Origin of the sequence: Mitsuokella apri, from assembly GCF_047974105.1 — a bacterium.
GTDB lineage: Bacteria > Bacillota > Negativicutes > Selenomonadales > Selenomonadaceae > Mitsuokella.
Genome location: NZ_JBHYRS010000010.1, coordinates 59457 through 72175, shown reverse-complemented (window position 1 = coordinate 72175; position 12719 = coordinate 59457). Strand labels below are relative to the sequence as shown.

General features: G+C 54.1%; 13 protein-coding genes. 3 read left to right on the top strand and 10 right to left on the bottom strand.

The window, feature by feature from the left end; all coding sequences use genetic code 11:
* Positions 1–353 precede the first annotated feature (353 nt).
* The 6 genes from ACE419_RS11025 to ACE419_RS11000 are packed head-to-tail and all read right to left on the bottom strand — an operon-like array spanning position 354 to position 6626.
* Entirely contained in the window at positions 354–1703 is a 1350-nt protein-coding gene (locus ACE419_RS11025; protein WP_432647780.1) for a copper amine oxidase, read from the bottom strand.
* Positions 1704–1752: 49 nt separating this feature from the next.
* Positions 1753–2553, bottom strand: coding sequence for a polysaccharide deacetylase family protein (locus ACE419_RS11020; protein ID WP_435722026.1), 801 nt, complete (start codon positions 2551–2553; stop codon positions 1753–1755).
* Positions 2550–3530 carry a DNA-binding protein WhiA gene (gene whiA / locus ACE419_RS11015; RefSeq protein WP_432647778.1) on the bottom strand — a complete coding sequence of 327 codons (981 nt, stop codon included), beginning with the start codon at positions 3528–3530 and terminating at the stop codon, positions 2550–2552. Before whiA ends, ACE419_RS11020 begins: the two co-directional genes overlap by 4 nt.
* A gap of 29 nt (positions 3531–3559) precedes the next feature.
* The gene (gene mgfK / locus ACE419_RS11010; protein ID WP_432647777.1) at positions 3560–4888 is read right to left on the bottom strand and encodes a gluconeogenesis morphogenetic factor MgfK; all 1329 of its coding nucleotides are present in this window, start codon (positions 4886–4888) and stop codon (positions 3560–3562) included.
* Between the two features lie 3 nt (positions 4889–4891).
* Complete coding sequence (rapZ, locus tag ACE419_RS11005; protein ID WP_432647781.1) at positions 4892–5809, bottom strand: RNase adapter RapZ; 918 nt, start codon at positions 5807–5809, stop codon at positions 4892–4894.
* Between the two features lies 1 nt (position 5810).
* Entirely contained in the window at positions 5811–6626 is an 816-nt protein-coding gene (locus ACE419_RS11000; RefSeq protein WP_432647776.1) for a Cof-type HAD-IIB family hydrolase, read from the bottom strand.
* 167 nt (positions 6627–6793) lie between these two features.
* Between ACE419_RS11000 and ACE419_RS10995 the strand changes: the two genes are divergently transcribed.
* Complete coding sequence (locus ACE419_RS10995) at positions 6794–7984, top strand: MFS transporter (protein ID WP_435722025.1); 1191 nt, start codon at positions 6794–6796, stop codon at positions 7982–7984.
* A 142-nt stretch (positions 7985–8126) separates the two neighbouring features.
* The gene (locus ACE419_RS10990) at positions 8127–8399 is read left to right on the top strand and encodes a hypothetical protein (RefSeq protein ID WP_432647392.1); all 273 of its coding nucleotides are present in this window, start codon (positions 8127–8129) and stop codon (positions 8397–8399) included.
* Positions 8400–8461: 62 nt separating this feature from the next.
* On the opposite strand, the gene ACE419_RS10985 is transcribed toward ACE419_RS10990, so the two are convergent.
* From ACE419_RS10985 to ACE419_RS10970, 4 genes are read right to left on the bottom strand one after another with little or no spacing between them, the layout of a single operon-like run.
* Positions 8462–8998 carry a 2-oxoacid:acceptor oxidoreductase family protein gene (locus tag ACE419_RS10985; RefSeq protein WP_435722024.1) on the bottom strand — a complete coding sequence of 179 codons (537 nt, stop codon included), beginning with the start codon at positions 8996–8998 and terminating at the stop codon, positions 8462–8464.
* The gene (locus ACE419_RS10980) at positions 8995–9816 is read right to left on the bottom strand and encodes a 2-oxoacid:ferredoxin oxidoreductase subunit beta (protein WP_432647390.1); all 822 of its coding nucleotides are present in this window, start codon (positions 9814–9816) and stop codon (positions 8995–8997) included. The genes ACE419_RS10985 and ACE419_RS10980 overlap by 4 nt, the downstream gene beginning before the upstream one ends.
* Positions 9816–10958 carry a 2-oxoacid:acceptor oxidoreductase subunit alpha gene (locus ACE419_RS10975; protein WP_432647389.1) on the bottom strand — a complete coding sequence of 381 codons (1143 nt, stop codon included), beginning with the start codon at positions 10956–10958 and terminating at the stop codon, positions 9816–9818. The genes ACE419_RS10980 and ACE419_RS10975 overlap by 1 nt, the downstream gene beginning before the upstream one ends.
* Positions 10955–11161 carry a 4Fe-4S dicluster domain-containing protein gene (locus tag ACE419_RS10970; protein ID WP_295632761.1) on the bottom strand — a complete coding sequence of 69 codons (207 nt, stop codon included), beginning with the start codon at positions 11159–11161 and terminating at the stop codon, positions 10955–10957. Before ACE419_RS10970 ends, ACE419_RS10975 begins: the two co-directional genes overlap by 4 nt.
* 245 nt (positions 11162–11406) lie before the next feature.
* Here ACE419_RS10970 and ACE419_RS10965 point away from each other — a divergent pair, with 245 nt between their 5' ends.
* Positions 11407–12594 (top strand): iron-containing alcohol dehydrogenase, encoded by a 1188-nt coding sequence (locus ACE419_RS10965; protein ID WP_435722023.1) that lies wholly within the window; start codon positions 11407–11409, stop codon positions 12592–12594.
* The last annotated feature ends 125 nt before the right edge of the window (positions 12595–12719 follow it).

The following is a 12719-nucleotide window of genomic DNA, read 5'->3' as shown; positions in this document are numbered from 1 at the left end:
AATAACATCTGGCTTGAATCACAAATGATTCATGTTGCATTGTTTAGTTTTCAAAGAACAACTTGGTCTTTCGAAGCATTCTCGCTTCAAGCGACTCATTTATTATATCGCAGCTTCTTCATTCTGTCAAGAACTTTTTTCTTTTCATTTTTGAAGAGATTAGGTTTTCATGATAGTGGCGAATGGCTTCCGGTCAAGGAGCTCTCAATCGTCTTTCTCATGTCTGCCTGTGTCTTGCGGCGACTTGTAATATATTACAGGGTTTTATGCTTTTTGTCAACACTAATTTTGAAAAAAAGTTAAAAAAAGTTCAGGACATCGCTTTGAGATATCCTGAACGCTTATTTATCCTTTTATTCCGCCGGCATCATGATGATGTTAATAGGCAGATTAGAAGCACCCGGCGGCGAGAATTCAAACGTGACGGGCGTATCGTCCTCATACGAACCGAGGTCAGCAAGTTCTGTGTCATCCGTGAGGATGGCCAGTCCCTCCTCGCGTGCCTTCTGCGTGGCGTCGGATTCCGGCGGCGTCGAATCGCCAAAATACGGCCTGCCATAGGGGGTTTCAATCATGCGGCGCTGCGTCCCATTCGTGCGAACCGTCATTGCACCGGCATAAATGCCGCCCAGCGGGCTCAGATAATACTGCGTAGCCCCGCCCTTCAGCGTTGGGATCTGCAGTTTATAGAGGATGCCATAATTGCCGTAGTTCTTGACTTCGCTGCCATCCGTCGCATCAATGCCCGTGCGGTAGAGGTCATGGATATCATCAGCCAGAGGGAAATAGACAATGCCGTCATTCGCTGGATCGTAGACTTTTTCGGAAGTAATCACGCGGTCCATGCCATGGAAAGTGCCGCGCAGGCGCTGTTCATCTTTGGGCAGCACCTGTGCCTGCTCTAAAAATTCATATGGATTAGCATCAGCCGGATACATGATAACCGAAACTTTGACCGGCCTGTTGGTCGAAAAATCGTAAACGCCGTAAACGAGATCGCCCGGATGCAGAATGGTCGTATCCATACTCTCCTGGAGCAGACGGTGGCGGCCGCGGCCGATGTAGATATCACCATACGCCTCGCCTTCAAAATAAGCCATCTGCGTCATTTTGCCAACATGAAGATAGTCCGGGCTGGGGTCGCTCGTGCCGCCGCGCGTCACGCGCACGATGGCCGGCTGATTATCCATGCTCTGCAGCACGACAGCGACTTTTTTGTCGGCATCGCTGCTGTTCAGATGATAATACAGCACACGGGCATCCCCTTGAACGACATCCTGATAGAGAATGCCATCTTCCGTAACGGATTCCGGGCTGTCCGAAAAGAGCAGCGTGCCGCCCTCGTCCTTTGACTCCACCGGCCATATTTTCATCATATGGGATTTCAGGAGATTCCTGCGCGGATTTTTTGCCATGTGTTCGCGCAGGATTTCAGCCACTTTCTGGTGAATGCGCACGACCGTATCCTCCGATTTCTGCGTTTCCTGTGCCTTCTTTTTCTTCCTGACTTTTTCCTTCTTCACTGGCTCGGCAGTCTGCAGGGCCTTCTCTGCCAGCTGTGTTTTCCCAGTCTGGATGAGTTTATCCTGCTGCAGGGCAGCAGAAGTTTCCCCTGGGCTGCCAGCCATGGCATTTGACGAAAAGCACAGGGCTGAGATGGTACAGGCCATGAGCCCTGCCACAATCTTCATCTTACAATTCACGTATCGATTCCTCTTTTCCTCTTTTCTGACCGTCTTGATAAAAAACGATTTACTGCACCTCTTCAAGATGCTGATGAATGCCGAGTTTTGTGAATACCTCCGTTTTCCAGAGTCTCAGCTTGAATTCCGTAAGGCCGAAACGCGGATGCGGGATATTGACGCGCTGCATGAGGTACGGATTGGTCGCCATGGTGTTGAGCCCCGCATCCCCCGTGACAGCGGTCAGATACTGATTCTTTTCGAGCAGAGCCGGCATCGTTTCGTCAAAAGCGCCGTTCGGATACGAGAATGTATAGACCGTATGAATGCCATTCCATTCGAGCAGGAGTTTGGACAAACGGACTTCATCCTCACGCCGCTGGGCATCCATCTGTGTCAAGGGATCATGATTGGCCGTATGGCTGCCAATCTCAATGCCGCGGTTCTGCATATCGCGCAGCTCGTCCCAATTGAGATAGTCGGGCTGACCAATCTGATTGGTAATGACATAGACCGTAGCCTTCATGCCGTATTCTTCAAGAATTGGCAGGAGCGTCGTGTAGTTATCCTCGTAGCCATCATCAAACGTCAGGATGATCGGTTTGGCCGGCAGTTCCATTTTTCCGTGCCTGGCCTTCATGTAGTCGAGCATGGAGATAGTCGTATAGCCCTGACTCTTCAAATAATCCAGCTGCTGACGGAAATCCTCAGGCGGTACATTATAGATGTAAGCGTCATCATCTACAGAATCCGCTACTTCGTGGTATTCCAGCACAGGAACGCCCTCCGGTGCCGGTGAAAAGACCAGCCAGAGGAAGCATGCCAGCAGCAGAAAGCATAAACTCAATAACCATTTTTTCAAGCGACTCAAATTTCAGGCTCCCCTTCCTCGTTCTTTTTTTCTTGTTCTTTTCCGGATAGTTCTGCCATGGCCAGCTCATGCAGCTTGCGCAGGCGGTGATTTACGCCGGACTTGCTGACGCCAAGGATGTCCCCAAGTTCCACGATGCTCGCACCGGGGTCCTGAAGACGCGCCTCAGCAGTCTCGCGCAGACGTTCCGGCAGAGCTTTCAGCCCGCCCTCACGGCCCTGCAGAATCCGGATGTCCTGCAGCTGACGGCCGGCAGCATCCACCGCCTTTTGCAGATTGGCCGTCTCGCAGTTCACGAGACGGTTGACCTGGGAGCGAACTTCCTTGATATTGCGCGCAACCTCGAAGGCCTCCACGGCCTTATCTGCATGCATCATCGCCAAAAAGTCGATGATGGCATCGCATTCCTTCAAATATACAATGTAGACGTCCTTGCGGTCCGTAAAGCCCACCGGAAAATCCATGCGCTTCATCAGGGTGTAAAGGAGATTTCCAAGGCCATAGCTCCCTGTCACGAGTTCCAGATGATAGCTCGCCTCGGGCCGATTAACGCTGCCGCCGCCCAAAAAAGCACCGCGCAGATAAGCTGCGCGGCAGCAATTTTTCTTCAGGATGCCCATGTCTGAATCCATGTTGAGACTCTCATCATGCAAAAAGCCAAGGTGCTCGAGCAGGGCCGTCACAGGCGGCTCCGGCATGACGCGGACGGTGTAGCTGTTGTTTTTCTTGAGGCGGCGGCTGCGGCTCACCGTGATTTCCGTACGGATGCCTCCGCCCTCACTTTTGAGGAGCTGCAGGGTCTTGCGGGCCACGGCTGCATTTTCGGTCGTAAAATTCAGTCCGAAGGTATGGTGCAGGCCAAAGGTCATCGCCGCGCCCATGCGCAGGAGAGCTGCGAGCTCCGCCGTCCGGCAGCAGGATTCTTCATAATTCAGTCTGGCCAGCTCATTTTTGACTTCTGTGGCAAATGATGGCAAAACGACGCCTCCTCAAATTTCATTTCCTCTTATTGGTGAGACTTGCGCATATAATGGTCACTGCCGTTGCCGGGGCGCAGGCCATCGACCATCTTCATGACATTATGGCAGAGTTTCTGCGGGTCATGGCGGATGACATCGGACTCGTTGATGATATCGGCCTTGATAAAGCCAATGCCCAGAGCATTGATGGCCTCTTCGTCAACCTTGACGGGATAGGCTCCCTCTTTGGCATAGTACTCCTGCATATCCTTGGAAATCGGTGCATTGTTGACGAGCATGTAGTCAATGACGCCCTGTCCGCCGTGGTCGATGATGGCCTTGGCATGCATGGAAGCCGTGTAGCCGTCGGTCTCGCCCGGCTGGGTCATGACGTTGCAGATGTAGATTTTGACGGCCTTGCTCTTGCGCAGGGTCTCGGCGACGCCATCGACGAGCAGATTCGGCATGATGCTCGTATAAAGACTGCCCGGGCCTAAAATGATGGCATCGGCATTTGTCAGGGCATCGAGGGCAGCCTGCACGGGCTGCACATGCGGTGGGAAGAGCTTGACGCGGCGGATGTGCTTGTGGACTTCCGGAATATGCGACTCGCCTTCAACGACCGTGCCATCGTCCATGACGGCATCAAGGCGCACGTGCTCCTTCGATGCCGGCAGCACCTCGCCCTTGACGGCGAGGACTTTCGACGATTCGCGCAGGGCCATCTCGACATCGCCCGTGACTTCCGTCATGGCCGCGATGAAGAGATTGCCAAACGAATGGCCCGCAAGCTCGCTCTTGCCCTTGAAACGGTATTGAAAGAGTTTTTCCATCAAGGGCTCCGTATCGGCGAGAGCAACAAGACAGTTGCGCAAATCTCCCGGCGGGATAATACCGAGGTCTTCGCGCAGGCGGCCCGACGAGCCACCATCATCGGCAACGGTTACGACGGCCGAAATATTCGAAGTCGCGGCCTTGATGCCGCGCAAAAGCACTGAAAGGCCGTGTCCGCCGCCAATGACCGCGATATTTGGGCCCTTGCCAAGACGGCGTTTTTCGTAAATGATATCGACGAGGCGCTCGGAATTGTCCGGCAGCAGGACCGTGATGACCGAACGAATGACAAAGCGCGTGGCAATCAGCATGAGGCCGATGCCCACGATGACCACGGCAATACCCACGAGCGTCGTGAACATGTAATTATAGCTGCCCTTCCAAAGATAAACAGCCCGAAAGATGGCTTCTTCAATGACATCGAGGTATTTGTAGTTGAAAACAAGTGCAAGTCCCAGACTGACCAGCATGACGCCAACGGAAAACAGCAGCAGCCAGCGCTTGAACTTCATGCCCGGATAAAGCCATTTCAAAAGATGCATGACTTAACACTCCTCACGTACATGTTCGCGCACATCGTTCTTCATGAGGTCGCGGTGCTCGAGGCGCGCCGGATACCCCTGTGCCGTCAGGCGGTCAAAGATGTGTTTGGCAATATAGACGCTGCGGTGCATGCCGCCCGTGCAGCCCACGGCAATGACGAGCTGACTCTTGCCCTCTTTGATGTACTGCGGCACGAGAAAATCCATCATCTCATCGAGAATGCGCGTGAATTCTTTCGTGACCGGCCATTTGGCGATGTACTCCGCCACTTCCGGCACAGCGCCGCTCTTATGGCGCATAGATTCAATATAGAAGGGATTGGGCAGGAAGCGGACGTCAAAGACCATATCCGCATCGAGCGGCATGCCGAACTTAAAGCCAAACGACAGCACATTGATGTTCATCTGCTCGCCTCCGGCCGTGCCGAACAGGCGGTGAATCTTATCGCGCAAATCCACCTTGCGGAGCTCCGAAGTATCAATAATATAAGTAGCTTTCGCGCGCACCGGTGCGAGGCGTTCGCGTTCCTTGGCAATGCCTTCCGTGATGCGCGAGGACGGGGCCATCGGGTGGCGGCGGCGCGTTTCTTTATAGCGGCGGATGATGGCCGGGTCCGAAGCATCCATGAAGAGCATCTCATAGGGAACATCATCCTTGTCCATGTCGTTGAGGATATGGACAAACGTATCAAAGAACTCGCGGCTGCGCGTATCGACGACGAGCACGACCTTGCGGACGTGGCCGCCCGCATGCTTGCAGAGCTCCACGAATTTCGGGATAAAGACCGGCGGCAGATTGTCAACGCAGAAATAGCCGAGGTCCTCAAGATAGCGGCTGGCCTGCGTCTTACCGCCGCCCGACATGCCCGTCACAATGACGAGGCGGAAGGCATCTTCCGGTTTGTTCTCTTTCTCAATCATCTCACTCATCTGCTCCACCTCCGAGCACAAACGTATCAATTGCCTTGGCAAAACCAAATTCTTCGCAGGACGCTGTCTCATAATCGCAGACAGCCTTGACTTCCGGTACCGCATTGCCCATGGCCACGCTGTGGCCCGCGGCCTTGAGCATCGGCAAATCATTATACGAATCGCCTATGGCCATCGTCTCCTGAATGGAAATGCCGAGCTTTTCGGCGAGCCTTTTGAGGCCTTCGGCCTTCGAGACGCCCGGATTGACGATTTCGCAGTAGCGGGCATTGGAGCGCATGGCCACGATATCACGGCCAAAATGCTCATTGAGTACGGCAATGCGGCGGTCCGTCTCCTCACTGTCCTCGGAAATCGTCAGCAGCTTGCAGACTTCCTCCGTGTGTTCTTTCAGAGCGTCCCAGCCAACGACATTGGCCTTTATCTGCTGTTCCTGCTCATAATGGCGCGCATGCTCATCGTGCACAGGCACCCAGAGCTCATCTTTGCTGTACGACTGCAGGTACCAGCCCTGCTCACGGCAAAAGTCAATGACCTGACAGATGATTTCCGGCTTCAGGAAATTTGTATAATAGACCCTGCCCTTCGTCGACTTAATCATGGCACCGTTGTAGGTGATGATGGGCACGTCGACGCCGAGTGCCTTCGCTACAGGCAAAGCAGCACGATACATGCGGCCCGTGGCAATCGTCACGGTAACGCCTGCGCGCACGGCTCTCTGCGCGGCTTTTATATTTTCAGAAGGAACATCTGCCCCGCTCGGCAGCAGCGTCCCGTCCAGATCGGTCACAAAAAGTTTGATTGACATAAATTGCGCCTCCTTTATATGGAAACAACCTTCTTCTATTATCCCCACATCAGGCGAAAAAAGCAAGCATGCGGAATAAGCTTTGCTTATTTCCCTTCCCATGATAAAATAAAAAGATGTTAATTACCTGATTACGAAGCAATCAGCCGCGGAAAGAAGGTTTTTTCTTGAATTGGAAGCTTGTTCTTGCGATTCTTACCTGTAATATTCTCTTCATGTCTTCGAGCTATACCATGCTCATCCCATTTCTGCCCATGTACCTGACGATGGACCTCGGTGTTTCGGAGGATAACGTCAATCTCTGGTCGGGCATCGTCTTTTCAGCATCTTTCCTCGTGTCGGCCATCATGGCGCCGATTTGGGGCCGCATGGCCGATACAAAAGGAAAACGCCTCATGGCCATGCGCGCGAGTTTTCTCCTGTCCGTCAGTTATTTTCTCGGCGGCATCGTGCAGACGCCGGAACAGCTCACGCTCATGCGCCTGTTTCAGGGCTTTGCCTCAGGCCTCTGGCCGATGGACCTCGCCATCATGACGCTTTATGCCCCGCCAAAGAAACTCGGCTTCTGTCTCGGCGTCATGCAGGGGACTTTGACAGCCGGCGGCGTCGTCGGACCGCTTTTAGGCGGCATCCTTGCCTCGGCTGTCGGCATGCGCTATTCCTTTTTCCTCGCAGCGGCCGCCCTCTTTACAAATTTCCTGATTTTCACCTTTATCATCAAGGAGCCGCCAGTAGACAAAGCCTCTGCGAAATCCGAGGAAGCGGCAAAAAAGCCCTCTGTTTCGCCCTGGCATATGCCGCTTCTTCGCAATATGCTGCTCTGCGGCACCCTCGTGCAGATGGTCATCCTGATCCTGCAGCCGGTCATCACGACCTACATCGCAAAACTCGCCGGCCCTCTGCCGAATATCGTCTTTGTCGCAGGCCTCGTCTTCTCGCTCGGCGGCATTGCCGGTGCCATCGCGGCGCCATTCTGGGGAACATTTGGCCAGCGGCGCGGCTTCTTCCGGGCCATGTGTCTCGGCATGGCCGGTGCCGGCATCAGCATGATCATTCAGGGCATTCCGGACACGCTCGTTCCTTTTGCCATCATGCAGTTTGTCGGCGGACTCTTTTTCTGCGGCATTCATCCTTCCATCAATGCCGTACTCGCCAACAACACGCCCGCTTCCTATAAAGGACGCATTTTCGGCATGCTGTTTGCCGCTCAGCAGGTCGGCTCCATGGCGGGACCGCTTTTAGGCGGTCTCATCGCGACCTACCTCGGCATGCACTGGGTCTTCGCCTTTTCCGGTCTTCTGCTGCTCATCCTGAGCATGGCCATACACCAGCATTACCGCGGTCTGCGCGGCTGCTGACAATTTGCCGACATAAAATCCTGTCATCCCTCTAAATCATTTGGAAATGGCAGGATTTTTCTATTTATATGCAGAATTAAACAGCATATATCGCAGTTGTCATAAATTTGCTGATTTCTGGATACCCAAAGGATGTGGCCCCATGAACTTCCATATTGGCGACAAAGTCGCTTATTTCTTCATTGCTTTTTCTCTCTACCTGCTCCTGCGCGCCTTTTCTGAGGTCCATATGGTGCCGCTGACGAATATTCTGCTCTACATCTCGATTGCCATCTCCCTGCTCGCGAGCAATATTCCGCGCGTCGTCGATATCCCGCTGCACTGCGTTTATCCCGTGCGCTGCGTGGAAATCTTCAGTTTTGGCCTGGCTATCGTCTGCTTTCTCGTGCTCTGCATGCGCCATATGCTAATCTAAAAATACACATTTAAAAAGGACTGCCATACGGCAGTCCTTTTCATTTATCCAGCAGACAAAAATCAATTCTTAGCAGAAGCAGCAGCTTCCCAGCCGAGCTCAAGAGCCTTCATATTCTGTTCGACCGTATGCGGCGGCACGCGATTTGCCACAGCCTTCTTGATGGAATCAAACGAGACAATACCCGTGAGACGTACGAGTGCGCCAAGAGCTACGATATTGGCAAAAAGCGGTTTGCCGACTTTCTCGATGGCAATCTTCGTGATGGGGATGCGTACGACATGCGGGAAATCCGGTACATTCGGCACGAGCTGCTCATCGAGCACCAAAAGACCGTCCGGATTCAAATCCTTGTAGTACTTGTCCGCGGCCTTCTGCGTCATGGCGAGCACGAGATCCGGCACGAGAACATGCGGATGATAAATCGGCGCGTCGTCGATGATGACTTCGGACTTCGAAGCACCGCCGCGCGCTTCCGGACCATACGACTGCGACTGTACGGCCTGTTTGCCTTCATCGACGGCCGCTGCGGCTAAAATGATGGCCGCCGTGATGACACCCTGACCGCCGGAACCGGATAATCTAAGCTGTTTTCTCATTTCTTGGCACCCCCTGCACGCTCAATAACCTGGTCGTATGCGGCATCGTAGTCAATGTCGCTTGACGTATAGAGGCAGCCAATCGGGAATTTATCCGCGCGTTTTTCTGCGGGCAGCTTATCCCATGCGGCTTTCATGACGGCATGGTCGCGCATCCACTTGAGCATGTCGGCAGGGCTGCCCATGTGATTTTTGCGGCCAAAGGCCGTCGGGCACTGCACCATGGCTTCAATGAAGGAAAAACCATCGTTCGCGAGACCGTCGGCAATCATGTTCGTCATATGCTGTACATGGAAGGCCGTCGAACGCGCCACATACGTGGCTCCCGCTGCTTCCGCAAGTTTGCAGGCATCAAACGTGCGGTCAACGGAGCCATACGGCGCAGTCGTGGCCTTGGCGCCGATTGGCGTCGTCGGCGAGGCCTGTCCGCCCGTCATGCCGTAAATATTGTTGTTGAACATGATGACCGTCAAATCGACATTGCGGCGGCAGCCGTGAATGAAGTGATTGCCGCCGATGGCCGTGCAGTCGCCGTCACCCGTGATGACGATGACGTTGAGGTCCGGATTGGCAAGCTTGATGCCCGTGGCAAACGGAATCGCACGGCCGTGAGCTGTATGCAGCGTATCAAAGTCCATATAGCCGGAAGCTCTCGACGAGCAGCCGATACCGGAAACGATGACCGTGTTATCCTGCGACCAGCCCTTTTTCTCGACGGCCTGTACGATGGCTTTCATCGCGATGCCGTTGCCGCAGCCCGGGCACCAGAGATGCGGCAGGTGATTCTGGCGGAAATATTTTTCAAAGCTCCGTTCCATCACGCATTACCTCCTGCAATCATATTTTCGATAGCGGAGGTGACATCCTCCGGTTCAAATGCTCTCATATCATATTTGCCGCAGAGCGAAACTTTGCAGTCGCTGTGAGCAGCGCGGCGCACCTCGTTGACAATCTGCCCGTAATTGAGCTCGGCCACGAGGATGCCCTTGACTTTTTTCGAAAGCTCGGCAATGGCTTTGTCGGCAAACGGCCAAATGGTCATGAGGCGCAGCATGCCGACTTTGCGTCCCTTCTTGCGTTCCATGAGCACGGCTTCATAAGCGGTGCGGGCCGAGCCGCCAAACGAAACGACGGCATAATCGGCATCATCGAGGAAATACGACTCCGTATGGATGATTTCTTCGCCGGCACGCGCGATTTTCTCGTGCAGGCGGCGGATGGACTGCTCCGTGACCTCAGGACTGCCTGACGGAAAGCCCGTTTCATCATGGATGAGGCCTGTCACATGGATGTGATAGCCCTCGCCGAAGTCCGCGACATTCGGCACGAGGTCCTCATCCGGCGTAAACGGCTCATAGCCCTCGGCACGCGTCTTCTTCGGTTTGCGGCGCGGGTAAACCTCCACATGGTCCGGCAGCTCGACATTCTCGCGCAGATGGCCGACAACTTCATCCATGAGCAGGATGACCGGCGTGCGGAAGCGTTCGGCGTAATTTACGGCCATGACCGTGGCATCGTACGTCTCGCGCACGCTCCACGGCGCGAGGGCAATGATGGGATGGTCGCCGTGCGTGCCCCAGCGGGCCTGCATGACATCCCCCTGCGAAGGCGCTGTCGGCTGACCCGTTGACGGGCCCACGCGCTGTACATCGACGAGCACGCAGGGAATTTCCGCGCAAGCCGCATAGCCTATGAGCTCCTGCTTCAGAGAAAAGCCCGGGCCGCTCGTCGCGTCCATGACTTTGCTGCCCGCGAGCGACGCGCCGAGGATTGCGCCCATGCTCGCGATCTCATCTTCCATCTGCACGAACTTGCCGCCGTGTTTTGGCAGCAGGCGTGCCATCGTCTCGGCAATCTCCGTGGACGGCGTAATCGGGTAGCCGGCAAAGAAATTTACGCCGGCAGCAATTGCGCCTTCTGCACATGCCTCATTGCCCTGCATCAATCTCGCTTTGCTCATTGTGCTGCCTCCTTGACTTTATCCACAAAAATTGCATAATCCGGGCAGCGCAGCTCGCACTGGCCGCAGCCGATGCATGCTTCGCCATTGACAACCTGTATCTTGCCAAGCTCGCTGACAGCCAGCACAGACTTCGGGCAGAAAGCTGCGCAGATGCCGCAGCCCTTGCAGCGCACCGTCTTGATGGTGATCTCTGACTTCATGATATTCCCTCCTGAAGATGACACAGTTTTATATGAATAATGCATAGTAACTATGTTTCTTGCGCCATATACTTTTACATCATAACAGATATTTTATCAAAAATCCAGAGATATTGTAAATTTATAAATGTATACAATATAAAGATGTACAAAAAATATAGATAAGCAGGATTTTAGCGGCACAACGCTAATATATGATACAGAAATCATTCTCGCAATTTCATACATTATTAGGAGGCTGTACTATGCAGAGTTTTAATTTCAAAATGCCGACCGAAATCATCTTCGGCCGCCATGCAGAAGACCAGGTCGCAGAAAAACTGCGTGAATACGGGGCCAGCCGCGTCTTTATCGTCTACGGCGGCGGCAGTGTCGTCAAAAGCGGCCTGCTTTCCCGCATCGAATGCCAGCTGACCTCGAATGGTCTGGCTTTCCAGGTGCTCGGGGGTGTCCAGCCGAATCCGCGCGTTGCACTCGTGCGCGAGGGCATCCGCGAGGCACTTGCCTTCAAAGCCAATTTCATCCTTGCCGTCGGCGGCGGCAGCGTCATCGACTCAGCCAAAGCCATCGCCCACGGCACGGCCAATCCCGGCATCGATGTCTGGGATTTCTGGTCGGGACGTGCCAAACTCGAAAAGACCATGATGTTCGGCTCCGTGCTGACCATTGCCGCCGCAGGCAGCGAGACGAGTGATTCGTCCGTGCTGACGAACGAGGACACCATGCGCAAAGTCGGACTGAGCAGCCCTTTAAACCGCCCTGCCCTCGCCTTCATGAATCCGGAGCTGACGTTCACCGTGCCGAAAAAACAGCTCGTCTGCGGCATTGCCGATATCCTCATGCACACACTCGAACGCTACTTCACCTGCGACAAAGAGGAAAATGCCTTTACGGACCGCGTCGCAGAATCCCTGATTAAGACGGTCATGGAAACATCTAAGACGGCTGTCGAAAACCAGGAAGACTACGATGCCATGAGCGAGATCATGTGGTGCGGCAGCGTTTCGCACTCGGACCTCACGGGACTCGGCCGCCACAAGGATTTTTCCGTCCACAAACTCGGCCATGAACTCAGCGCCCGCTTTGACGCCACGCACGGTGCTTCCTTATCCGCCCTCTGGGGCTCCTGGGCCAAATACATCTACAAGGACAACCCGGCCCGCTTTGCCAAATTCGCCCAGCGCATCTTTGGCATCACGGACGGCACGGATGAAGAGCGCGCTGAGCTCGGCATCGAAATGATGGTCACGTACTTCAAGAATCTCGGCGTGCCGACAAGCCTTCCGGAGCTGCTCGGCGCACACCTCAGCGACAGCGAGCTCTACAGTCTCGCCAGCCTCGCCACGGCCAAGGATACCAAGAGACTCGGCACCTTCCATCCGCTGACCCGCAAAGACGCCTTCGCCATCTACAAGCTCGCCAATAAAGAATAAAAATCCCCTGCAGTCTATGTAGTAAAATAAAATAGAAAAAAGCCACGCTTTATGCCTGTCCGGTTATCCGGAACATAAAGCGTGGCTTTTCTTATGACTCAGGGGTTATACAAACAAGATTTTGA